The sequence below is a fragment of the Carboxylicivirga litoralis genome, from assembly GCF_025499605.1.
Lineage (GTDB): Bacteria > Bacteroidota > Bacteroidia > Bacteroidales > Marinilabiliaceae > Carboxylicivirga > Carboxylicivirga litoralis.
The window spans coordinates 1-22,986 of sequence record NZ_JAFMVC010000037.1 but is presented as its reverse complement, the minus strand read 5'-3'; the positions used below and the strand labels follow the sequence as shown (position 1 = coordinate 22,986).

Annotated in this window: 22 protein-coding genes; 15 read left to right on the top strand and 7 right to left on the bottom strand. The window is 38.1% G+C overall.

The features are described from left to right. Nucleotides 1–171: 171 nt before the first annotated feature. The 4 genes from rplS to J1N10_RS19190 form a co-directional block, all read right to left on the bottom strand. Entirely contained in the window at nucleotides 172–519 is a 348-nt protein-coding gene (gene rplS, locus J1N10_RS19205; protein WP_262328362.1) for a 50S ribosomal protein L19, read from the bottom strand. Nucleotides 520–654: 135 nt separating this feature from the next. Continuing rightward, the gene (locus J1N10_RS19200; protein WP_262328361.1) at nucleotides 655–945 is read right to left on the bottom strand and encodes a hypothetical protein; all 291 of its coding nucleotides are present in this window, start codon (nucleotides 943–945) and stop codon (nucleotides 655–657) included. Beyond that, a complete protein-coding gene (locus J1N10_RS19195; protein ID WP_262328360.1) occupies nucleotides 932–1,303 on the bottom strand; it encodes a phage holin family protein in 372 nt (123 codons plus the stop codon). The genes J1N10_RS19200 and J1N10_RS19195 overlap by 14 nt, the downstream gene beginning before the upstream one ends. A gap of 74 nt (nucleotides 1,304–1,377) precedes the next feature. Next, nucleotides 1,378–1,665 carry a YtxH domain-containing protein gene (locus tag J1N10_RS19190; protein WP_262328359.1) on the bottom strand — a complete coding sequence of 96 codons (288 nt, stop codon included), beginning with the start codon at nucleotides 1,663–1,665 and terminating at the stop codon, nucleotides 1,378–1,380. 265 nt (nucleotides 1,666–1,930) lie between these two features. Between J1N10_RS19190 and J1N10_RS19185 the strand changes: the two genes are divergently transcribed. The 9 genes from J1N10_RS19185 to J1N10_RS19145 all read left to right on the top strand — a co-directional run bounded on the left by J1N10_RS19185 (nucleotide 1,931) and on the right by J1N10_RS19145 (nucleotide 12,482). Next, the gene (locus J1N10_RS19185; protein WP_262328358.1) at nucleotides 1,931–4,141 is read left to right on the top strand and encodes a RelA/SpoT family protein; all 2,211 of its coding nucleotides are present in this window, start codon (nucleotides 1,931–1,933) and stop codon (nucleotides 4,139–4,141) included. A gap of 84 nt (nucleotides 4,142–4,225) precedes the next feature. After that, entirely contained in the window at nucleotides 4,226–5,329 is a 1,104-nt protein-coding gene (locus tag J1N10_RS19180; protein WP_262328357.1) for a universal stress protein, read from the top strand. Between the two features lie 36 nt (nucleotides 5,330–5,365). Further along, nucleotides 5,366–6,253, top strand: a complete 888-nt coding sequence (locus J1N10_RS19175; protein WP_262328356.1) for a hypothetical protein — start codon at nucleotides 5,366–5,368, stop codon at nucleotides 6,251–6,253. Continuing rightward, nucleotides 6,250–7,281, top strand: a complete 1,032-nt coding sequence (locus J1N10_RS19170; RefSeq protein ID WP_262328355.1) for a threonine aldolase family protein — start codon at nucleotides 6,250–6,252, stop codon at nucleotides 7,279–7,281. The genes J1N10_RS19175 and J1N10_RS19170 overlap by 4 nt, the downstream gene beginning before the upstream one ends. Further along, nucleotides 7,282–7,953, top strand: a complete 672-nt coding sequence (locus J1N10_RS19165) for a rhomboid family intramembrane serine protease (protein WP_262328354.1) — start codon at nucleotides 7,282–7,284, stop codon at nucleotides 7,951–7,953. After that, nucleotides 7,950–8,477, top strand: a complete 528-nt coding sequence (gene thpR, locus J1N10_RS19160) for an RNA 2',3'-cyclic phosphodiesterase (RefSeq protein WP_262328353.1) — start codon at nucleotides 7,950–7,952, stop codon at nucleotides 8,475–8,477. Before J1N10_RS19165 ends, thpR begins: the two co-directional genes overlap by 4 nt. Before the next feature lie 244 nt (nucleotides 8,478–8,721). Next, a complete protein-coding gene (locus J1N10_RS19155) occupies nucleotides 8,722–9,858 on the top strand; it encodes a sensor histidine kinase (RefSeq protein WP_262328352.1) in 1,137 nt (378 codons plus the stop codon). A 96-nt stretch (nucleotides 9,859–9,954) separates the two neighbouring features. Continuing rightward, entirely contained in the window at nucleotides 9,955–10,680 is a 726-nt protein-coding gene (locus tag J1N10_RS19150) for a LytR/AlgR family response regulator transcription factor (RefSeq protein ID WP_262328351.1), read from the top strand. 101 nt (nucleotides 10,681–10,781) lie between these two features. Then, nucleotides 10,782–12,482, top strand: coding sequence for a formate--tetrahydrofolate ligase (locus J1N10_RS19145; protein ID WP_262328350.1), 1,701 nt, complete (start codon nucleotides 10,782–10,784; stop codon nucleotides 12,480–12,482). Between the two features lie 86 nt (nucleotides 12,483–12,568). On the opposite strand, the gene J1N10_RS19140 is transcribed toward J1N10_RS19145, so the two are convergent. Then, nucleotides 12,569–14,230 (bottom strand): dipeptidase, encoded by a 1,662-nt coding sequence (locus J1N10_RS19140; protein WP_262328349.1) that lies wholly within the window; start codon nucleotides 14,228–14,230, stop codon nucleotides 12,569–12,571. A 233-nt stretch (nucleotides 14,231–14,463) separates the two neighbouring features. Here J1N10_RS19140 and J1N10_RS19135 point away from each other — a divergent pair, with 233 nt between their 5' ends. Next, nucleotides 14,464–16,698, top strand: coding sequence for a PAS domain-containing protein (locus tag J1N10_RS19135; RefSeq protein WP_262328348.1), 2,235 nt, complete (start codon nucleotides 14,464–14,466; stop codon nucleotides 16,696–16,698). 18 nt (nucleotides 16,699–16,716) lie between these two features. Here J1N10_RS19135 and kdsA read toward each other — a convergent pair whose 3' ends face one another. Both kdsA and J1N10_RS19125 read right to left on the bottom strand, forming a co-directional pair. Beyond that, the gene (gene kdsA, locus J1N10_RS19130; RefSeq protein WP_262328347.1) at nucleotides 16,717–17,538 is read right to left on the bottom strand and encodes a 3-deoxy-8-phosphooctulonate synthase; all 822 of its coding nucleotides are present in this window, start codon (nucleotides 17,536–17,538) and stop codon (nucleotides 16,717–16,719) included. 114 nt (nucleotides 17,539–17,652) lie between these two features. Beyond that, on the bottom strand, nucleotides 17,653–18,936 hold the full coding sequence (locus J1N10_RS19125) for a replication-associated recombination protein A (RefSeq protein ID WP_262328346.1): 1,284 nt from the start codon (nucleotides 18,934–18,936) through the stop codon (nucleotides 17,653–17,655). 69 nt (nucleotides 18,937–19,005) lie between these two features. On the opposite strand from J1N10_RS19125, the gene ybaK reads away from it, so the two are divergent. The 5 genes from ybaK to pyrI all read left to right on the top strand — a co-directional run bounded on the left by ybaK (nucleotide 19,006) and on the right by pyrI (nucleotide 22,571). Then, nucleotides 19,006–19,485, top strand: coding sequence for a Cys-tRNA(Pro) deacylase (gene ybaK / locus J1N10_RS19120; protein ID WP_262328345.1), 480 nt, complete (start codon nucleotides 19,006–19,008; stop codon nucleotides 19,483–19,485). Between the two features lie 73 nt (nucleotides 19,486–19,558). Then, nucleotides 19,559–20,092, top strand: a complete 534-nt coding sequence (locus J1N10_RS19115) for a DUF4395 domain-containing protein (RefSeq protein WP_262328344.1) — start codon at nucleotides 19,559–19,561, stop codon at nucleotides 20,090–20,092. 106 nt (nucleotides 20,093–20,198) lie between these two features. Beyond that, complete coding sequence (gene msrA, locus J1N10_RS19110; protein WP_262328343.1) at nucleotides 20,199–20,792, top strand: peptide-methionine (S)-S-oxide reductase MsrA; 594 nt, start codon at nucleotides 20,199–20,201, stop codon at nucleotides 20,790–20,792. A 390-nt stretch (nucleotides 20,793–21,182) separates the two neighbouring features. Further along, complete coding sequence (gene pyrB, locus J1N10_RS19105; RefSeq protein ID WP_262328342.1) at nucleotides 21,183–22,091, top strand: aspartate carbamoyltransferase; 909 nt, start codon at nucleotides 21,183–21,185, stop codon at nucleotides 22,089–22,091. A 24-nt stretch (nucleotides 22,092–22,115) separates the two neighbouring features. After that, the gene (gene pyrI / locus J1N10_RS19100) at nucleotides 22,116–22,571 is read left to right on the top strand and encodes an aspartate carbamoyltransferase regulatory subunit (RefSeq protein WP_262328341.1); all 456 of its coding nucleotides are present in this window, start codon (nucleotides 22,116–22,118) and stop codon (nucleotides 22,569–22,571) included. The last annotated feature ends 415 nt before the right edge of the window (nucleotides 22,572–22,986 follow it).

The window sequence follows — 22,986 nt, the reverse complement described above, 5'->3', positions numbered from 1 at the left end:
TAAATACGGACTGATTAGAATCGCAAATGCGTTAATCAATCCAATAAATAACAGCGATTTAGATAAATGTTATAAACTTTTGTCATGTACTTAGCTGTCAGATATAAAATAATAACGCAAAAAAAAGCCCGGATGCAAAATCCGGGCTTTTTAATACCATTATATAATGGCTTAGCTTCTTTTCTCTTTGATACGAGCTTTTTTACCAGTAAGACCGCGTAAGTAGTACAACTTAGCACGACGAACTTTACCCTGACGTAATAACTCAACTTTTTCAATAAATGGAGAGTTAAATGGGAAGATACGCTCAACACCAACGTTGTTAGAGATTTTTCTAACAGTAAAACGTTTGTTGTTTCCCTGTCCTTTAATTTGGATAACAACGCCTTTAAATACCTGAATACGTTCTTTGTTACCCTCTTTAATTTTGTACGATACTGCGATATTATCACCAGGACCGAACTCAGGCATTTCAACTCCGCCTTCAAAAGCGGCTTCGGCTACTTTAATTAAATCCATTTTTGGAATTTTTTATTGGATTAAACTTCATTCACGCAACATTACCTGACTCCCTTGTTCAATAAGAGGTTACGCAAACCGGCTGCAAAATTAGTGATAATAACATTAAAAAGAAAAACTTTTAATCTCATTTTCTTAGATGGAATCGCTTTTTTGGTCGTTTTCTTCTGGTTTTGATTCACAACTAGCTTCTTTATTGGTGAAAAAACCAATAATTAAGTTTTTGATGGATGTTGCAATGGGAGCCAACCAACTGTTAACTAAAAAGGGAACAAAACGCATTGGATTAAGAAAGGAGACTAATTCAATATACCTTAATTCCAATTTTTTTTCAGAAAGCCTTATCTGAAAATAAAGCTTCATTTTTTCATTTTCAAAGTCGCCAAATGATTTAATATGATTATAGGAGTTTCTATTTAGATTCATCGTAATCAGTGTATTTAGGGAAAAATAATTGGATAAAAGATTGAATAACTGGTTTATGAATTAATGTTTTTCGCATGGCAAAAAACATTAGGGCTAATAGCATGTAAAAACCTGCTATGATTATAAAACCAGTACCTTGGCTTTCAAACAGTGTGTTGAGCCAAAAAGCTACAGCAATTGATGCAAAAAATAAAACGAAGAATAGGAGGTAGAATAAACCTATTTTTAAAATCATTCCTGACATAAAGCGTGAGAGATTTTCTGCAGCATGTAGTTTAGCTAAGTCAAGTCGGGCATTTACATACTCTTCAAAATCATCTTTTACTTCATTCATTTCTTCAGTTAGTTTATCTTTCATGATGTGTGTTAAGAAAATACCCCGAAAATAAATTTCCGGGATATCAGGTTATAAAAGTTCTTTAAAGCTAAATCTTAGTTGGCTCCATGAGTTGGTTCAAGGTTCTGCTTGTATTCTTTAATGAGGTTTTCGATTTTCTTTTCTAAATCATTCATTTTTACCTTCATTTCTTCTTTAAGCTCTCCGCCTTTTACTTTTACCTTCTCTCTTAGTTGCTGCAATTCAGCTTCCATTTCTTTAATTTTTCCTTTTACTTGCTCACGTGTTTCGCTGCCTTTTTGAGGTGCGTAAAGTAACGCGATTGAGGCCCCCAGAGCTGCTCCGGTCAACAAACCTCCTAAAAATAATCCAGTATACTTCATGGCCTTGTAATTTACGGTTATTAAAGTTAATAAGGTACAAAAGCTTGTTTAATATGTCAATTTATTTCGTGGAGCAAATTGTATGATTCATGGAAAGTTAACGTCAGGTTGTCACTCATCGTTCGTTTATACAATTTATCTGTTATCAGATATTTTGATAAAGTTATAACTTTACAGACATAATTGTATTTTCCATTATATGGTATTTTTTGACACGAATGGTTATTCGGTGTAAATTAAACCAGATCGTTTAAAGGGGATGAGAATGAAAATGAATAATGCTATTTCTGATATTGAAAGAAAAGAGGTTCAACAGGTTTACAAGCAGCTCTTAAAAGCTTGTATGCCATTGATGAAAGAAGGTGATATTGATTTGATTAGGAAGGCGTTAAGCTTAACCGCTTTAAGTGAAGGTAAAATTGCTCGTAACGAGGCTGGAGAATTAAAAATTAAAGAGTCTTTAGAAGTAGCTTTGGTTGTAGTTAACGAGTTGGGATTGAGTCGTGTGGCTGTTATAGGAGCTCTATTATACGATTCGGTATTAGAGGGCGATGTCGGTGTTGAGAAGGTTGAAAATGACTTTGGTAAACAGGTAGCTCTTATCACTCGTGGTCTGGTTAAGGTAGGAGAGCTGTATAGCAGAAATACGTCCATTAAAAATGAGAACTTTAGAAAGTTGCTTCTGACTTTTGCTGAGGATATACGTGTTGTGTTGTTGATTATTGCCAACCGACTGCGTACTATGCGGAGCCTGGCTTTGTACAATAAAGATGATCAGGAACGAATAAGCAGTGAAGTGGCGTATTTGTATGCTCCAATGGCTCACCGTTTGGGATTATACAATATCAAGTCGGAGATGGAAGATTTGGTAATGAAATTCACCAACCGTGATATGTATTCATTCATTGCCCGTAAGTTAAATGAAACTAAGCGAGCGCGCGATAAATACATCAAAGAGTTTATAGAACCACTTGAAAAACAACTGAGTAAGCAAGGTCTGCAATTCGAAATTAAAGGACGTACTAAAACCATTCACTCTATCTACAATAAAATCAAAAAGCAGAATACGGAATTTGAGAATGTGTATGATCTATTCGCAATTCGCGTGATTTTAAATAGTGATTTAGAGAAAGAAAAGGCTGAATGCTGGCAGGTTTACTCTGTAGTAACCGATAAATACCAACCTAATCCAAGCCGTTTGCGAGATTGGATTTCAGTGCCTAAATCCAATGGATACGAATCGTTGCACACCACGGTGCTTGGGCCCGATAAAAAATGGGTAGAGGTTCAGATTCGTACCGAACGGATGAATGAAGTGGCGGAAAAAGGCTTGGCTGCCCATTGGAAGTACAAAGGTCACAAGGGAGAGAAAGGCATGGATGAGTGGTTGGCTAATGTTCGTGAAATACTTGAAAATCCTGAACTTAATGCTGTTGATTTTATCGATGACTTTAAGTTGGATCTATACGATGAAGAAGTGTTTGTGTTTACGCCCAAAGGTGATTTGCGTCGCTTGAAAAAGGGTGCTACAGTTCTCGATTTTGCTTTTGAAATTCATTCTGAAGTCGGAAAGAAATGTGTTGGCGCCAGGGTCAATAATAAAAATGTACCCATTAAATATGAATTGAAAAATGGAGACCATGTTGATATTCAAACAACTACGAATCAAGAGCCTAAAAAAGACTGGTTAAACATAGTAGTAACCTCAAAGGCCAAGTCAAAATTAAAACAGGCCTTACGCGATATTGAATACAAAGAAGCTGAGATTGGGCGAGAGATGCTTGTTAGGCGTTTAAAGAATTGGAAATATGAGCTTAACGACCAATTATTGAATCAATTAGTTAAGTTCTTTGGATTCAAAACTGTTCAGGATTTTATGCGAGCAATTGCCATTGATAAAATAGATTTTGCACGCATTAAAGATTACATCACAAAATCGGAAAGAAAAGAGGAGGAAGCCTCAGAAACGGACAAAGAACGCAGCGCCGAAAACTTTGTGGCTGGCAACGAATCATTGCCCGATGATGATGTGTTGATGATTGACAAGAACCTGACCAATGTAGATTACAAATTGGCGAAGTGTTGTAACCCTATTTTTGGTGACGAGATATTTGGTTTTGTAGCATCTATGGGCGGGATTAAAATTCATCGAAAAAACTGTCCGAATGCGGTGGATATGCACACCAAATTTGGCTATCGAATTGTTAAAGCACAATGGACAAGCGGTGCTGATGCCACTTACCAGGCTACATTGAAGGTAACTGGGGTTGATGATATTGGTATTGTCACTAATATTTCGCAAGTTATTTCTAAAGAGATGAAGGTAAAAATTCGTTCTATGTCTATCGATTCGCACGAAGGGGTTTTCGAAGGAAATGTGACTGTTTTTGTGGATAACACCAATAGTTTATCGGCCTTAATTAAGAAAATTAAGAATGTGAAGGGAGTATACTCTGTATCAAGGGTTGGAGCTTAAAATAAATCGTTTATTTAGGTTGATTTTTTCTCGTTTTTGAGTTAACTTTTTTCAAAACGTGTCTGACTTCTAAACTTTACAGCCATGGAAGAAAAAATCATCACTTTAGTCGTATTATCCTTTGAAAAAGCTCATATTCTCAAATCATTGCTCGAAACCGAGGGGGTGGAATGTTTTCTTGAAAACACTAATTTGATTCAAGGGGCTATATCAACCGGTGTGAAGGTGAGAATTTCGGAGGTGCATCTTGAAAGTGCTATGAAAGTGCTGGAAGGAATGATGCAAGAAGAGTTAGAGCCTGTTGAAGTTGAAAATATCCCACCAAGAATTCTTTTGCCTGTCGATTTTTCTGAATATTCACGCAAAGCCGCAGAGTTTGCTATGGATTGGGCACATGAGCTCGAGGCCGAACTAACGGTTTTTCACACCTATTTCAATCCAATCATTAGCACTATGCCATTCTCCGATACTTTTGCTTACGAGGTCAATACCGAGGAAATGGTAATGGAGCTGGAGGAGAAGGCCAAAGAAGGGATGGAAGAAATGAAAAACTTTCTGAACAAGAAGAATGAACAACTCGATAAGCCGGTTTCTTTAAAAATGGAGATGGTTAAAGGTATTGCTGAGGATGAAATCATTAAATTCAGCAAGGTGTATCGCCCCTTAGTAATTATTATGGGAACACGCGGAGCCGATCGAAAGGCCACAGATTTAATAGGAAGTGTAACGGCCGAAGTGATGGAAGGCACCAAGGTACCTGTGTTGGCTATTCCCGAAAACTTTCAGTATTCAGGATTGGGAGGGATGAAGAACCTTTTGTATGCTACCGATTTTCAAGAAGCTGATTTTCGTTCTTTAGAGAAGTTGGAAAAACTAATTCGTCCATTGAATATCACTGTAACCTGTGGCCACGTAAGTTCAAAAGAGCATTCGCAATGGGATGAAGTGAGAATGACAGGGTTAAAAGAGCATATTAAAAAGAATTACAACGAAGAATTAGTCAAGTGCGATCTTATTGAACATGAAGATTTGTTTGTGGGGATTGAAGGGTATGTTCGTGATAACAAGATTGATATGCTTTCTTTCACCCGTAGGAAACGTAATCTTATAAATCGGATTATTAATCCGAATCTGGCAAAGAAAATGTTGTTTCATTCAACAACCCCCTTGTTAGTTTTTAATGATTAATTTCTTATTTTTAGGCTGAACAATTGCCTGAATTAAGTGATTAAATTTTATAGAACATATATAAAAGCCGGCCTTTGTTTTGCCGGCTTTTTATTTTATATGCAAGCTTCTGCCCAGTATATAGTTAGTGGTGAAGTTTTGGATGTGAATTATGTTTTCAACGATGTTAATGTTGAACTCTTAAACGGCCGTTCGAAGCGTCAGCTCCAATTATCACCTTCAGGTCAGTTCAGAACGACACTTCAATGGAACCAAACCTACTATTTTAAGTTCAGAAAAACAGGTTATGTATCAAAAGTAATAGAGTTTTCCACTGTTTTGCCAACAGGAGTGCAACCTTCGTCAATTGAACCATATCATATGCCTGTTCGGTTGTTTAGAACGTTTGATGGTGTTGACACAGTCTTTTTTAAGAATCCGATTGCTATAATAAGATATGACGAAGAGTTAGGGGATTTTGAACACGATATGGATTACTCACTAAAAGTGAGATATCGCATTGATAAAATGCGAAAAACAGGTGAAGAGAAAAGGATTGAAAAGCCATTAGCTCAAAAAACAAAACCTGTTAGAAAAGAGCCGCCCAAAGGTTTGAAAGAAGATGTTAAACAGGTTAGTAGTAATAATGCAACAGAAAACGATGAGTTGGCTCCTAATTTTGAAGAGGTTAGTGGATTACCGATTCTCAAAGATGATTATGAAGAGGGGGAGACAATAGAGGAATTTGATTTACAGGGGCGTAAAGTGAAGAGGCATGTGTTTGTTATCAACGAAAAGCGTCGGGTTTTTCTATCCGTAAAGCATAATTGGGGTGGACATTATTATTTTATTGATGAAGCAGATATTGGTTATCGTTGCATCTCTCGTGATATGTACGATTTTTTTTTAATGAATTACAGAAATAAAATAAAGAATAATAAATGAAGCAGTTAAGAGGTTTTGCAAGTGATAATAATGCCAGTGTACATCCCGTAATAATGGAAGCGATAGCTAATGCCAATATCGGTCACGCTGTTGGTTATGGAGATGATACTATTACTGAGCAGGCTCAACAGGTCTTTAAGCAATGTTTTGGTCAGCAAACCCAGACATTTTTTGTGTATAATGGAACAGGAGCGAATGTCATTGCTATTCAGGCCCTAACACAGTCGTTTAATGCTGTGGTTTGTGCCAATACAGCGCACATTAATGTGGATGAGTGCGGAGCTCCTGAAAAATTATCGGGCTGTAAACTGTTGCCAATTGATACTGATAATGGAAAGGTTACTGTCGAACAGATTGAGAGATACATGCATGGGTTTGGATTCGAGCACCATGCTCAACCAAAGGTAGTATCAATTACGCAAGCCACGGAGCTAGGAACGATTTATGCCATCGAAGAGATAAAGGCAATTGCCGATTATGTACATAGCCTGGGTTTGTATTTGCACATGGATGGTGCACGAATTGCTAATGCAGCGGCAGCCTTAGGTTGTTCATTGGCCGATATTTCCATTAATGCAGGCGTTGACGTATTATCGTTTGGCGGAACTAAAAACGGGTTGATGTTTGGTGAGGCCATCGTTTTTGCAGATGCCAAGTTGGCTGAGAGTGTGAAGTATATTCGTAAGCAATCGACCCAATTGCATTCAAAAATGCGGTTTATTTCAGCACAGTTTGTTCGTTTGTTAGAGGATGACCTATGGCTGAGAAATGCAAATCATGCCAATAATATGGCCAGATTATTAGGTGAGAAGGTAGCAGCTATAGATGGAGTTGAACTAACTCAAAGAGTTGATTCAAATGGTGTTTTTGCCATCATACCTAAAGATATTATTGAACCATTGCAACAAGAGTTTTTCTTTTATGTGTGGGATGAATACCGTTCGGAAGTGCGCTGGATGACATCGTTTGACACTACAGAAGAAGATATTGAACAGTTTGTAAGCTCTTTACAAAAACTACAAAAATAATTGACAAAATTATCCGACATAGAATTGAAGAAGATTAAAACAGCGATTTTGATTCCGTTGTTTTTTCTGCTTGTAACTTTTTCGTTAAAGTTAATTGAAACTTTAGAAGGATTTAGCTTTGTAGAATGGGGCATTAAGCCAATGTCAATCATTGGTTTGCCTGGCATTCTTTTATCGCCTTTGGTACATTCCGATTGGGGTCATTTTTTTGCTAACGCAGTGCCCTTGTTTGTGTTAGGTACTTCTTTATTTTATTTCTATCGCGGTATTTCGGTTAAGGTATTTGTGTTTATTTATCTGTTAACTGGCATATGGGTATGGCTGGGAGCTCGTGATGCCTGGCATATTGGTGCCAGTGGTGTGATTTATGGTTTGGCAGCTTTCCTGATTGTGGGTGGTTTTATTCGCAATTACATTCCTTTAATGGCCATTTCGCTGATGGTTATTTTTCTGTATGGAGGAATGATTTGGGGTATTTTCCCCCTGAAATGGGATGTGCCATATTCCTGGGAATCACACTTGTGGGGAAGTGTTGCTGGTGCTATTTTGGCTATTATCTATCGAAAGAAAGGGCCTCAGAAGCCTGTTAAAGAATGGCCCGATGAAGAATACGATCATCCTTTTTGGGAAGTAGGAAACGAAAATGAGGAATCAACCACAAAGCACCCATGAGATTGTTTGTAGCCATTGATTGCGAAGCCATTAAGGATGAGCTCCTTTTGGCACAAAAACAGTTTACCTTGTTAAAAGCACGTTTTCCCAAGTGTTTTCATTTGACCTTACATTTCATTGGTGAAGTTAATAAAGAAGAAACAGAGACGATAAAGAAGAAACTATCAGAGATAAAAGCAGCCTCTTTTTGGTTTAAATTGAGTCAGTTAGGTGCTTTTGCGTCATATTCGCAAAAGGTTATTTGGTGTGGAGTTGAGGAATCGGAGCCCTTAATTCAGCTTCACCATAAAATAAACAAAGCAATAACTGGCGATGATAGACTACGCAAATATACACCACACATCACTTTGGCGCGAATAAAGAAACATCAGAAAATGACAGAAACTGAGAAGCGGATTTTAGATGTTGGTTTGAAGAAGGAGCTGGGACAATGTAGTTTGAAGGTCAATCATTTCATACTCTATGAAAGCACCATTACTCCACAGGGACCAATTTATAGGGTTGTAAAGGAATATCCTGTATGAATTTGGAGAGATGTTAATGGCAGGCGGAGGGCGATTCGTTTCCATATTGATTGTGTTTTTAAAATTTCTAAAACAAAGGTGCTAAAAGACAAATAGCAAGAAAAAACTATTCAATGTTTCAGTAATCTTTCTCAACATACGGCGCCTGATGCTCAAAGAATCGATATCTTAGTCGTTAATTGATAAAATGGTGTCGTTTGTAGAAAAGAAACACCATTATTTGAAAATGCGGTATTTTTGTAAAATGATAGATTGGGCACAGATAAAGCGAAAAGAAATACTAGTGCATGCTGCCTGGTGGTTTGGGTATGGAGCGCTATTGTCGTATTTTCCATTAATTATAATGGATACATCAGATGCCATCCTATTTGTATTACGCACTTTGATTGCAAGCGTTGTTATCTTCTATATTAATGCCTATTGGTTATTACCACGTTTTATAGCACGAGGCCAGTACCTCAAATATTTGGGTGGCATATTAGTTACATTATTTGTTACCGGGATTATTTTTCATAGTACCGATAGACGCAAAGGTGTTCCGCCAGCCTTTGCCCATCATGATATGGAGTGGGAACAGGTTATTGAAAATGACAGGTTTTTAAGTGAAAATAAAGAGTTAATATACCAGCCGTTTCGACCGAAATTAAAAGACAGGCGCTTTTTGGGGATGAGTATGATGGGGATTCCCTCATTTATTGCCATGTTGTTTATCAGTACTTTATTCTGGATATACAGTGATTCGCGCCAACGTAAACAGCATGAATTGAGCCTGGTAAACCAAAACCTGGTGAATGAGATGAAGTTTTTGAAATCGCAGATGAATCCTCACTTCTTGTTTAATGCGCTCAATAATATTTATAGCTTGTCAATGCTACATTCTATTAAAACACCAGAGATGGTGCTGAAGTTATCGGCTATGCTGCGTTATGTGTTATACGAATCGGAAGATGTAAAGGTGAAACTGGGTAAAGAAGTGGATTACATTAAGAATTTTATTGAGTTTCAGCGAATAAAAATTGAAGGTATACCTAATATTCATATTGACATTGATCGGGCCGACAGGATGAAGATGATTGAACCGATGCTGTTGATTCCATTCGTGGAGAATAGTTTTAAACATAGTAAAATTGAGGATACTGAGAGAGGATGGATTTCCATGACACTAACCACTTCTGAAAATGAAATATATTTTGAAGTATCGAACAGTGTGCCGAGTAAAAAGATGGCAGCCGACAAAAATAGCGGTATTGGTGTTGAAAATGTGAAACGACGCTTGCAGTACCTTTATCCTGGTCATCACAGCGTGGATATTCAAATGGATGAGAAGCAGTATAACCTTCATCTTAAAATAACGACAAATGAAACGAGCATGAGAAAATAATTATTCCAAATAACTTTTTGAGATAATTGATTTCTCTTGAATGTTTCTCGTCTGCATAGGGCAGGCATTCGACAGAAGAAAGAAAAAAATAGCCATATGAAAGTTAAGTGTATTATAGTTGATGATGAGTTTCCGGCGCGCGAATTGTTACAGAGTTTTATAGCAAAATTTGCCCATTTGGAGCTGGTTGGCAGTTTTAAATCACCATTAGATGCCATGGGTGTGATTCAAAAGGAGGAAGTTGATTTAATGTTTCTCGATATTCAGATGCCTGATATTACCGGTATTGATTTTTTAAAAACCTTAACGAAGAAACCATTGGTGGTGTTTACAACGGCCTATGAGGAGTATGCTGTTGAAAGCTATAAGCTCGATGTTTTAGATTATTTGGTGAAGCCTTTTTCTTTTGAGCGATTTATGCATACCATCAATAAAGTGGGCGACAGACTTTCCTATAAAAACGTCGTTAACGATTTTCAGACTTTACCACCTAAAGCGGAAACAAAAAACTTTATGATGGTAAAGGCCGATCACAAGATTTATCGTGTTAAGTTTAAAGATATTCTATACATCGAAGGTCTGCGCGAGTATGTAACTTTTTTCTGCGTCAACGAAAAGATAGTTTCATTGGAATCATTGCGTAACCTGGAGCAGCATCTCGAGAGTCACGGTTTTATTCGTGTTCATAAATCTTACATCGTCAATATTGAGCGGGTAGCAGCCTTTTATGGCAACCAGTTGAAGTTGGATAATGTGGAAAAATATATTCCCATTGGTAAGTCATTTAAGGAGGCCGTTAATAAGCGGCTCGTCAATAGTTAAGCCCTTGTATCTGTTTGCATATATGTAGCAGAAATTTCTCTAATTTTTCTATTTTTGCCGCTTCATTTGAAAGAATAGAAGTTCAACTAATAGGTATAAATATGAGTAACCCGGTTAACAACACCCTTGAAGTTAAAAGTGACTTAGAAATTGCCCAGGCTGCCCAGATGCAGCATATTTCTAACATTGCTGCTAAATTAAATATTTCTGATGATGATTTGGAACTGTATGGAAAGTACAAAGCCAAATTACCCCTTGATTTAATAGATGAGAATAAGGTCAATGAAAACAACCTTATTTTAGTGACTGCCTTAACGCCAACTCCTGCAGGAGAAGGTAAAACAACTATCTCAATCGGCTTGACAGAAGGTTTAAATAAGATTGGTAAACAAGCAACTGCCGTGTTGCGCGAACCATCTTTAGGGCCTGTATTTGGTATTAAAGGAGGTGCTGCCGGTGGTGGTAATGCACAGGTAGTACCAATGGAAGACATCAACCTGCACTTTACAGGTGACTTTTCGGCCATTGAGAAGGCCAATAATTTATTGGCTGCTTTAATTGATAATAACATACAGAGTAAGACACGTAGTTTAAATATTGACCCGCGTACTGTCATTTGGAAACGTGTGATCGATATGAACGATCGTACATTGCGCGATATTGTTGTGGGTTTAGGTGGCACGCCAAATGGGATTCCTCGAGAAGATGGATTTAATATTACCGCAGCTTCTGAGATAATGGCTATTCTTTGCATGTCAAACGATATTGTTGATTTAAAGCGTCGTTTAGGTAATATTTTCGTTGGTTTCACCTACGACAAAAAAGCCATTTATGCTCGCGATTTAAATGCGCAGGGAGCCATGGCTTTATTGTTAAAGGATGCTGTGAAACCTAACCTTGTTCAAACTTTAGAAGGTAATCCGGCCATTATTCATGGCGGACCATTTGCCAATATAGCGCAAGGAACCAATACGATTCTGGCAACAAAAATGGGCTTGTCTTTATCTGATTATGTGGTGACTGAAGCTGGCTTTGGTGCCGATTTAGGCGCGGAGAAATTCCTGAATATTAAATGTGTGGCAGGAGGGTTAAAGCCCAAAGCAATGGTAATTGTGGCTACTATCCGTGCATTGCGTCACCATGGAGGGGCATCAAAAGAGGAGTTGAATACACCAAGTGCCGAGCGTGTAAAAGTGGGTTTTGCCAACCTGCAAAAGCACATCGAAAATGCACTGAAATTTGGCTTAAATCCAGTGGTTTCCATCAATAATTTTATTTCCGATACAGAAGAGGAAGTGGCACTGGTAAAAGCGATGTGTGCCGAAATGGGAGTTAAGGCCGTTCCTACCCAGGCTTGGGCCATGGGAGGCGATGGTGCGATGGCTTTGGCACAGGCGGTTGTTGAAGAAGTTGAAAGTGGCAAAAATAATTTCAAACCATTATACGATCATAATCTAGGGGTAAAAGAGAAAATCAATACCATTGCTCGCGAAATTTATGGCGCAGATAGCGTTGATTTCTCAAAGCAGGCTTTGGCTGATATCAAAAAAATAGAAGGGTTAGAGTTGGATAAATTACCAATTTGTATGGCTAAAACGCAGAAATCCTTCTCTGATAATGAAAAGCTGATTGGTCGCCCAGAAGGATTTACAGTGACTGTTCGTGAGTTTGAAATAGCGGCAGGAGCCGGCTTTATTATTCCTATTTTAGGTAAGATGATGCGCATGCCAGGTTTGCCATCGGTTCCGGCCTCTGAAGGCATGGATATTGATGAGAATGGCGTAATTACAGGTCTTTCTTAAAGTGCATTACATGTTTACTGCATGTATTATGACATAAAAAAACCTCGCCATGGCGAGGTTTTTTTTATACTTTAAACTATAGTTTTTTACTTCTCAGCAGGTAGTTCTCTTAATTTAAGGTGCTCACCTGAGTCTTTTACAATTGTTTTGTAATACTCCTGAGAATAACCAGGGAATTTAGGAGGCTTAGAAATGCCATGTTCGTTAAGTAAGAATTGACCATCCACTTCTTCGTGTAAGTTTCCATCATTATACTTAACTAATAAGAACTCACCCAGCCTCTTCCATCTTTCGGTGACTAACTCAGCCTGATTCATTGAGAAATCAGTTAAAAACTGACGTGCTAAATCAGGATTCTGATCATATAAAGCTTTGGCCGATTGGTCAATCGCTGTAGTGAACGATGTTAAGTTATCTTCCAACTCTTTTTGAACTTTTTTGATGTCTTCAATCATAAAGCTATAACGACCATAGGCACGGTTACTTACAGTAGTGAATGCCCAGAAAGCAGAGCTGTCTGAATAAGTAATCATGTCGCCATTGCCCTGCGCTAAACAGTGGGGAACAGCAGTCATACCTGCATACATTGGCATGTAAACACTTGAAGCAGCATCGTCAACACTAAACCAAAGAATACCACCAATGTGGGCTGGCAACCAGCTACGCATTTGAGCAACAAATGAGAAACCTGTTTGCTGTGTAGCAATGGCGCGCTCGTTAAAATACTTTTCACCATCTACCTCCCATGTTAATGGACGGAAACGGTATGGTTTGCTGTAAGGGCCAGCACCTGCATCTTTAGTCATATCAAGAGCTGTTCCTTCGTAGTGGTCGCGCATAATGTTCATCACATCGCGGTGCGAAATTTTACGGTCAGGCTTAATGTATAAAGGCATTCTTTCGGTTGAATTCCCTAACGCGTACTCTTCGTATTGCCCCATATCAGCTGGATTCATAATATTGAAGGCACTCCATACGCGGGCATCACAAAAACGAACGGCACCAAAATCCAATGGAGCGTAGGCATCAGCAAAGCTGAAATTTTTGTTTTTACCATTAAAATAGCCTTTCTCGCGGGCAAATGAAATCACATCTTCCGAGTAGAGGCAGTTCTCTTTGTCCTTTAATGGAAAGGTGGTAATACGCGCCTGGTTAGCATGTGCTGAAACATAGCCATCAGGAATTTTTACTGCTACCCAAACAGCTCCTTTATTGCCTTCTCCTTTACCAATCATTTCCAATACCCATACTTCGTTGGCATCGGCAATAGAGAACGATTCACCAGAGCTATAATAACCATATTTCTCAACCAGGTCGGTCATCACTTTAATAGCTTCTCTGGCTGTTTTAGCACGCTGAAGTGTAATATAAATTAAGCTCCCATAGTCAATCAAACCTTCGCTGTTTTTAAGCTCCGAACGACCACCAAAAGTGGTTTCAGCAATGGTTAACTGGTGTTCGTTCATGTTACCAATAACCGTATGCGTTTGAGGAGCTTGCTCTATTTCGCCAAGGTATTTACCAGTATCCCATTCGTATACCTTTAACATGGTGCCAGCTTCGTAAGTGGCCGCTGGCCAAAAATATAGTTCGCCATACAGGTTGTGCGAATCGGCTGCATACGAAATCATTGTAGAGCCATCAGCAGAGGCATTTTTAGTTACCAATACATTGGTACAAGCATTAGCAGGAGCAACGAGAAACAACATTACTGCAACTCCCACTAGGGCCATTATTTTCTTCATCATATCAAAAAAATATTAAGTGAAAATGTTTGTTCTGACACAAATATATAAAATCCCGAAAATTAGAATGTGAGTTTTGGCATGTTTAGCAAGTATTGTGCCAGATGTCTTTAGTAAACAGGCGTTAATAACTGATGCTGCTCGATGTTGAATATGGATTGTAGTTAGATATTAGTCTAATATCTTGCGATTTAAAGGCATTTTTGCTTATTTGCAAATAGTCTATTCGGGGGAATATGGATATAAAGGATGAACTGATTCAGGCACTTGATTTTTCTGAAAGTATTGTTGTTTTAACGGATGAGAAAGGAAATGTTCGTTATACCAATGATAGTTTTGTGAAGAAGTATGGCTATACAAAAGAGGAAGTGTTTGGTAAAAACCCACGTTTGTTTAAAAGTGATTATCACGATAGTTTATATTACGAAAATCTTTGGTCAACAATAAGAAGCGGTGAAACCTGGAGAGGTATTTTTAAAAACAGAACTAAAAGTGGGAGTTTTATTTGGGAAAAAGCAGTTATTAGTCCTATTATCGATAATGGACATGTCAGTGGCTTTATAGCCGTAAAAGAAGATATTACAAGACAGCGAGAGTTAGAACAACAACTCGATCATGACAACCGCTTTCTGGATGAGTTGTTTGATAATTCGCCCATAGGAATAGCTATATTGCAACCCCAATATAATGACACCAACGAAATAACTGATTTTATCGTTATCAGAGCCAATGCATCTGCCGGAAATGTAATTGGAAGATTAGGATTGGTAGGACTTAGGGTGACCGAGATTTTGCCTCAGGTTGAGGTGGACTCTGAGCGAGTGCGCGTAATGACTAAACGTAAGTCTTCTTTTGAAGCCCATTTTAAAGAGTTGGGTAAGCATGTTAGGTACCGAACTTTCCCTTTCGGAAAAGATAATATATGTTTGTTTTTTTATGATGTTTCGCCATACAGGCAAACGATTGAGGCATTGGAAGCCAGTGAGGAAAGATACTTTTCTCTTGTTGAGGATGCACCGGCTTTAATAAGCCGTTTTGATAAGGATGGTCTTCTCATTTATGCCAATGAACAATATTGCAAAACATTTGAAGTAGAAAGAGAAGAACTGGTTGGAAAATGTATTTATGACTGGTATCCTGAAGAAGAAAGAAAGAGAGCTAAACGAACGATTGACTCACTAACCGCCGACAACCCCATTAGTGTTGTTGAGCATCAGCTATTACTAAAAAATGGCAAAGTTAAATGGATGCGTTGGTTAGATAGGGCTTTAATTGATTCTGCCGGTGATATATTCGAATATCAATCGGTAGGGATGGATTTAACACCCCTGAAACAGACTGAGTTAGAATTAATACAACATCGAAATAAACTGGATGCGGTAGTCAATAGCACGGTTGCTGGTATTGGTGTTGTTTCACCACAAGGAAAATTTGTATTGGTTAATGAACGATTACAAAAGCTTTTAGGTTTTGATTCAAAGGAAGAAATGTACGCCATTAATCACTTGCAGGTAACACATCCCTTATGGCAACACGAGGCAGAACTCTATTTCAATAAACTATTGGTCGGAGAGGTGCAGGATTATAATATAGAATGCCAGTTTGTTCGTAAAGATGAACGTACATTTTGGGGTGATTTACATGTGTCACCATTAAAAGATGTAAATGGGCAAGTTATTGAGATTATTGGCATTGTGACCGATATAAGTAGTAAAAAGGAAATTGAAATTCAACTTAAGGAGCGGGAGAAAAAACTTAAGGAGCTTAACGCAACCAAGGATAAGCTGTTTTCGATTATTGCTCATGACATTAAAAATCCATTTAATAGTATACTTGGTTTTGCTAGTTTACTTAAAAATAACCTGGAGTTTTATACAAAAGAAGAAATTAAATCCTACGTTGATCAAATTGCAATAAGTAGTGAAAATGTTTATAAGTTATTAGATGACTTACTGATATGGGCCAAAAGTCAACTGGGGCAGATGAAAGTTAAGCCTCAATATTTTAAACCAAAGAAATTGGTAGATGAAGCAATTGATAATTATGGTTTACTGGCAAAAAATAAGCAAATATTCCTCGAAAATGACATCAGGCACCAAGCTGTTGTGTATGCCGATTTAGACATGATTAAATTTGTTATTCGCAACCTTATCCACAATGGCATTAAGTTTACTAATACGAATGGTGAAGTGCGGTGCTCATCCTACGAATCTGAAGGATTTAATGTTATTTGTGTACGGGATACAGGTATTGGTATCCGAGCTGAAAAACTGGATGTTCTTTTTGATATTAATGGTTATATCAGTACGTCGGGCACAGCTGAAGAAAAAGGAACAGGACTTGGGCTGCATTTGTCAAGAGATATGATTGAGAAGAATAAAGGCCGAATAGAGGTTGAAAGCGAAGAGGGGAAAGGAACGGAATTTAGGATTTACCTGCCCAAAGAGCAAAAAGAAAAAAGCACCGATTAACGCGGTGCTTTGTCTTATTTAGAAGTTGTTTACTACTTTTCGTATTTCAACCAGACGAGTCATCAAACCTTCCAGTAAATCGAGGTGAAGCATATTTGCTCCATCCGATTTAGCATTAGCTGGGTCGAAATGAGTTTCGATAAATAAACCATCAGCACCAACAGCTATCCCGGCACGGGCTACGGTTTCTATTAGTTCTGGTTTACCACCTGTCACGCCACTTGATTGGTTCGGTTGTTGTAACGAGTGGGTGATATCCAATACAACAGGCACATCAAACTGTTTCATGGCTGGTATGCCGCGGTAGTCTATAATCATATCCTGATAGCCAAACATGGTGCCGCGGTCGGTTAACACTACTTCGTTGTTACCCATGTCGCGCACTTTTTTAACGGCAAATTGCATGGCTTCAGGACTTAAGAATTGTCCTTTTTTGATGTTGACTACTTTACCTGTTTTCGCAGCAGCTACCAATAAATCAGTCTGGCGACACAGGAACGCAGGAATTTGCAATACATCCACATACTCAGCCGCCATCGCCGCTTCATCAGCAGCATGTATATCCGTTACAGTTGGCACATCAAATGTTTCACTAACTTTTCGAAGAACCTTTAACGCTTTTTCGTCACCAATGCCACTAAAAGAGTCAATACGCGAACGGTTGGCTTTTCGATATGAACCCTTAAAAATATATGGAATCTCCAGTTTGTTAGTGATTTCCACAACACGCTCTGCAATACGTAAGGCCATGTCTTCGCCTTCAATAGCACAAGGACCAGCTAATAAAAAGAAGTTGCCACTGTTGGTATGCTTAATTTTTGGTATTTTGTTGATATCCATGTTTGTCGTTTAGTCCGAAGTTCGGTCGTCCGAAGTCCGGGGTTATATTGATTTTACAAAATTACTAATCAATCTGAACATTAAGCCTTATGTCTTAAATCTTTTGTCTTGAGTCTATTTCTCAAACCTATCTTTCCATAAAAACTTCATCCGCTCATCCACTTTGCTTTCCTGCGGGTTATTCTGCGGATGGTAAATACGATTGTCCTGTAACTCATCTGGCATATAATCCTGTATCACAAAATTGTTAGGGTAACTATGTGCATACATATACTCTTTACCATAGTTGAGCTCCTTCATTAGTTTTGTTGGTGCATTGCGCAAATGCAGAGGAACAGGCAAATTACCAGTTTGTTTCACCAATACCTGCGCATCTTTTATAGCCTCATAAGCCGAATTACTTTTAGGGCTGGTGGCCAGGTATATTGTTACCTGCGACAGGATGATACGTGCCTCGGGCCAACCCACCATTTTAATGGCTTCAAAGCAGTTGGTGGCTAGTAACAAAGCATTAGGGTTGGCCAAACCAATATCCTCAGACGCTGAAATAATAAGGCGACGTGCGATAAATTTTGGATCTTCGCCACCTTCAACCATACGGGCCAGCCAATAAACGGCCGCATCAGGGTCGCTACCGCGAATCGACTTGATAAAAGCAGAGATTATGTCGTAATGCATCTCACCATTTTTATCGTACTGAGCCGGATTCTGCTGTAGATGTGTTGTAACCAACTCATCGTTTATTTCAATTTTATCGCTGTTGATTTCTGCATTTGTCACCAATTCAAGGATGTTCAGGAGTTTACGTGCATCACCACCAGAGTAACGTAAAAGCGCAGTATCTTCTTTAATATCGATTGATTTATTTTTCAGTAAGATGTCGGTGCTTAATACTTTATTAACCAGGTCGAGTAAATCTTCTTTCTCAAGCGATTTAAGCACATACACCTGGCAGCGTGATAGCAAAGGCGAAATAACCTCAAAGGACGGATTTTCGGTGGTGGCGCCAATCAATGTAATGACGCCTTCTTCAACAGCGCCCAACAAACTATCCTGTTGCGATTTGCTAAAACGGTGAATTTCATCGATAAACAAAATAGGAGAGGGCGAACTAAAAAAACGCGCTTTCCTGGCTTTTTCAATCGCCTCACGCACATCCTTCACACCCGAATTGATAGCCGACAGCACAAAGAACGGGCGCTCCAGTTGTTTGGAGATGATTTTCGCCAGTGTAGTTTTGCCAACTCCAGGCGGTCCCCAAAGGATGATGGATGAAATAACTTTACGATCCAACATTTTTCGAAGTACGGCGCCTTCACCAACCAGGTGTTTCTGACCAATGTATTGTTCAAGGTTTGTTGGCCGCATTCGTTCAGCCAATGGAGGATATCCGCTCATGCATTTTCGTTTTGAGTGACCAAAATTACAAAATGAAATTTACATTTGTGTTTTCGAAGCGGTAACATTATGGCAAAACAAACAAAGACCAATGCAATGCGCATTCTTGACCGCAATAAGGTTGAGTATGCATCTTTTCACTATTTTACTGACGATGAAAATACCGATGGCACCCTGGTGGCTCGTATGAATGAAAGGGATATCAACCTGGTGCATAAAACATTGGTTGCCAGAAGCTCAAAAAATGAATTGTATGTATTTGTAATTCCAATTAACCACGAACTGGATTTAAAAAAGGCGGCACAGGCAGCTGGTGAGAAAAAGATGGAGATGCTGCCACATAAAGATTTACTAAAATACACGGGCTATATCAAAGGAGGTTGCTCGCCAATCGGTATGAAAAAGCAATATGCTACTTTCTTGGAGATAAGCTCAGAGCTATTGGGCAAAGTAATTGTGAGTGGAGGTAAAAAAGGTCAGATAATCGAGATTGAAATTCATAATTTGCTTTCTACAGTTAATGGGCAATTAAAAGATTTAATTAAGTAATTAGCATTTCATTAACACAATACTTTATTTAATGTGATTAGTTTTGTTTTGTAAAACATTCAAATAAATAATTATGGCAATTTTTAGTTTTGGCGAATATAAAGAGGAATTAGGATACAAAGTAGTCGATGAGCGCGTTTGGCGTGGTAGTGCCGGTATTATGCTGCTACTAGGGATAATTGCTTCTATCAATGGGTTTATCCTTAATAAATACGAGATAATTCCTTATATCTCAGGATTTTTGGCAATTAACTTTGCGATTGGGATTTTTGTTAATCCAAAGTTCTCACCAACAGCTTTGGTGTCAAAAATGATAACCTACAATCAAAGCCCCTTATGGATTGGTGCTGTTCAAAAGCGCTTTGCATGGAGTTTAGGCTTAGGTCTATCGATTACCATCTTTGTTTTATCGCTTCAATTAGTGAACGATGTTACTTATTTTGGCCCGGTGTGTATGCTATGCCTGTTGTGTTTATTGTTACTTTATTTAGAGTCTGTGTTTGGCATTTGCGTTGGTTGTCAGCTATACCATGGCGCTATCCGTTTAAAAATTATTAAAGCACCCGAGGTAAAGCCTAATTGCATGGGCGATTCGTGCGAGGTGTAAATAGAAATAAACAACCCAGTATTTTGAGCTCAAAGCATTATGCTTTGGGCTTTTTTGTATTAAACAATCCATGTAAGCCGCTGTTACTTCTAAAACAGATGGATGTATGAAAGCAATTAGTTACATAGTTTTAATCTTAATAGTTAGTATAAATATGACAGGTCAAAATAAAGCGAAAGCAACATTTGGCGGTGGTTGTTTCTGGTGTACCGAAGCCTTTTTTGATGCTTTAGAAGGTGTTGAGAAAGTAGAATCGGGTTACAGTGGAGGAGAAGGTATAAATCCAACCTATAAAGAAGTTTGCAGTGGCTTAACCGGTCATGCTGAAGTGGTTCAGATTACCTTTGATCCACAGAAAGTAAGCTTTGTTGAATTGTTAGAAGTATTTTTTGCCACCCACAATCCAACAACGCTTAACAGGCAGGGAGCTGATGTAGGTACACAATACCGTTCAGTTGTATTTTACCACGATGAGCAGCAAAAGCAAGCAACAGAATTGGTGATACAATCATTAGAAAAGGAAAATATTTTCAAGGATCCGATTGTTACTGAAGTAAGTGCTTTTACAACTTTTTATAAAGCAGAAAATTATCACCAGGATTACTTTGCCAATAATCCACGCCAACCATATTGCAATGCAGTTATCAATCCTAAAATGGAAAAGTTTAAAAAACTGTTTTCGGAAAAAATAAAAAAGTAATGGTTTGTAATAGTCATATTTCTAGAGTTTTGTGAATCGCTGTTGAAAGTGTGTGTAAAGTTTATATTAAGCAAATGTTGTTTTATAACATATAAATTGCCTATCTTTGAACTCCGGAATGAGGCAACAGATGAATCAATATCTCAGACGACGAAAGTCAGATAATCATCCGGGAAACGATGGTTTAACTAACCGTTTTTCTTTATTCTCATTCAATCGCTTTAACGTTGAGCAAATTTTTATTTTTAGATACTTTGAAAAAGGCCTGATTTTTATTTCAGGTCTTTTTTTTGTGCTCAATTTTCAACCTCAAGCAATTGTAACAGCAAATACTAATAGTAATCCAAACCAAATAATGTGGGAGCTTTCTCACATAAAACAGTTAAGCAAATGAAGGATAAAAGTTTAGTTTCCATTACTGATTTCTCAAAAGAAGAAATCTTGCGCATTGTGGAGTTGGCAGCCGAATTTGAAGCTAACCCAAACCAGAAGTTATTAGATGGTAAAGTGGTATCAAGCTTGTTTTTTGAGCCATCAACCCGCACTCGTTTAAGTTTTGAAACAGCTATTAATCGTTTAGGTGGTGGCATTATTGGTTTTACCGATTCATCATCATCATCAACAACGAAAGGTGAGTCGTTGAACGATACCATTAAAATGGTGAGCAATTACAGCGATTTGATTGTGATGCGCCACCCGCTTGAAGGATCGGCTCGTTACGCTTCAGAGGTATCTGATGTACCGGTGATTAACGCGGGCGATGGAGCTAATCAGCATCCAACACAAACCTTGTTGGATATGTACTCGATTTACAAAACACAGGGTACGCTTGAGAATTTGAATATATTCCTTGTGGGAGATTTAAAATACGGCCGTACGGTGCATTCATTGCTAATGGCTATGTCGCAGTTTAATCCAACGTTTAACTTTATTTCGCCCGACTCATTAAAAATGCCGGATGAATACAAATTATTCCTTGACAAGAAAGGAATTAAGTACTACGAGCACCTGGAGTTCACTGATATTATTGAAGAAGCTGATATTTTATATATGACACGTGTACAACGCGAACGTTTCTCAGACCCTATCGAATATGAAAAGGTGAAAAACGTTTATGTATTGCGTAACTCAATGTTAGATAATACCAAAGATAATTTACGAATTCTTCATCCACTGCCACGTGTGAACGAGATTCATACCGATGTGGATAGTAATCCAAAGGCCTATTATTTTGAGCAGGCTGAAAATGGGGTATATGCCCGCATGGCCATCATAGCGTCTATTTTAGGATTAAAGTAAGTCGTATTTTAAAAGCATTGAATCATGACAAAGAAAGAATTAAGCGTAAGAGCAATTAAAAATGGTACAGTAATCGACCATATACCAGCAACACACCTTTTTAAAGTAATTTCAATTCTTGGTTTGGATAAAATAGAGAACCAAATCACTTTTGGAACCAACCTGAAGAGTAAGCAGCAAGGGCATAAAGCCATTATTAAAGTGGCTAAGAAGTATTTTGCTGATGAGGATATCAATAAGATTGCTTTGGTGGCACCTTCGGCTAAGCTCAATATTATTCAAGATTACCAGGTGGTAGAAAAGAAAATAGTGGAAATACCTGAGCAGATTGTTGGTATTGCAAAGTGTTTCAACCCTAAATGCATTACTAATAATGAAAACATGACCACTAAGTTTTCGTTAGTTGAAAAAGAACCATTAGCTTTAAAGTGTCAGTACTGTGAGAAAATCACCGACGAAAAACATTTGGAGGTATTGTAATTCGATGGACCAGGTGCATATGCATCTAACTTACATAGGAAACTCCTGCATCGCCTGATGCAGGAGTTTCTGTTTATATAAATGAGTATCATATTATGAATGCCAGGGTTCTCACTGGGTAGGTGAAGCTGAATTAATACTTCGTTCAATTTATTACAAGACTAGTGAATTCAAATTTTTAATCGAACTCAGCATCCCATGCGACAAAGTACAATATCCAATCATCTAATAATTAAACTCCCTTCGACTCCACTCGGTACATGAATCAGGGAGCGGCTTGGAGTATTAGCTAATAGCTATTTTGCGAGATAGAAGCTTACTAACCTGAGTTCGATTTAAATTTTAAAACTCAGATTGAAATAAAGAACTGATTTACAATGAATAATTTTAGAGGAATAGTGAACTATTGCGATAA

Bases quoted from the DNA above. Each gene is read 5' to 3' on its own strand.
- msrA (WP_262328343.1), top strand. From the start codon at position 20,199: ATGAAAGCAATTAGTTACATAGTTTTAATCTTAATAGTTAGTATAAAT.
- J1N10_RS19115 (WP_262328344.1), top strand. From the start codon at position 19,559: ATGGCAATTTTTAGTTTTGGCGAATATAAAGAGGAATTAGGATACAAA.
- ybaK (WP_262328345.1), top strand. From the start codon at position 19,006: ATGGCAAAACAAACAAAGACCAATGCAATGCGCATTCTTGACCGCAAT.
- J1N10_RS19200 (WP_262328361.1), bottom strand. From the start codon at position 945: ATGAATCTAAATAGAAACTCCTATAATCATATTAAATCATTTGGCGAC.
- rplS (WP_262328362.1), bottom strand. From the start codon at position 519: ATGGATTTAATTAAAGTAGCCGAAGCCGCTTTTGAAGGCGGAGTTGAA.
- J1N10_RS19155 (WP_262328352.1), top strand. From the start codon at position 8,722: ATGATAGATTGGGCACAGATAAAGCGAAAAGAAATACTAGTGCATGCT.
- J1N10_RS19140 (WP_262328349.1), bottom strand. From the start codon at position 14,230: ATGATGAAGAAAATAATGGCCCTAGTGGGAGTTGCAGTAATGTTGTTT.
- J1N10_RS19195 (WP_262328360.1), bottom strand. From the start codon at position 1,303: ATGAAAGATAAACTAACTGAAGAAATGAATGAAGTAAAAGATGATTTT.
- pyrB (WP_262328342.1), top strand. From the start codon at position 21,183: ATGAAGGATAAAAGTTTAGTTTCCATTACTGATTTCTCAAAAGAAGAA.
- thpR (WP_262328353.1), top strand. From the start codon at position 7,950: ATGAGATTGTTTGTAGCCATTGATTGCGAAGCCATTAAGGATGAGCTC.
- J1N10_RS19180 (WP_262328357.1), top strand. From the start codon at position 4,226: ATGGAAGAAAAAATCATCACTTTAGTCGTATTATCCTTTGAAAAAGCT.
- pyrI (WP_262328341.1), top strand. From the start codon at position 22,116: ATGACAAAGAAAGAATTAAGCGTAAGAGCAATTAAAAATGGTACAGTA.
- J1N10_RS19170 (WP_262328355.1), top strand. From the start codon at position 6,250: ATGAAGCAGTTAAGAGGTTTTGCAAGTGATAATAATGCCAGTGTACAT.
- J1N10_RS19150 (WP_262328351.1), top strand. From the start codon at position 9,955: ATGAAAGTTAAGTGTATTATAGTTGATGATGAGTTTCCGGCGCGCGAA.
- J1N10_RS19125 (WP_262328346.1), bottom strand. From the start codon at position 18,936: ATGAGCGGATATCCTCCATTGGCTGAACGAATGCGGCCAACAAACCTT.
- kdsA (WP_262328347.1), bottom strand. From the start codon at position 17,538: ATGGATATCAACAAAATACCAAAAATTAAGCATACCAACAGTGGCAAC.
- J1N10_RS19145 (WP_262328350.1), top strand. From the start codon at position 10,782: ATGAGTAACCCGGTTAACAACACCCTTGAAGTTAAAAGTGACTTAGAA.
- J1N10_RS19190 (WP_262328359.1), bottom strand. From the start codon at position 1,665: ATGAAGTATACTGGATTATTTTTAGGAGGTTTGTTGACCGGAGCAGCT.
- J1N10_RS19135 (WP_262328348.1), top strand. From the start codon at position 14,464: ATGGATATAAAGGATGAACTGATTCAGGCACTTGATTTTTCTGAAAGT.
- J1N10_RS19185 (WP_262328358.1), top strand. From the start codon at position 1,931: ATGAAAATGAATAATGCTATTTCTGATATTGAAAGAAAAGAGGTTCAA.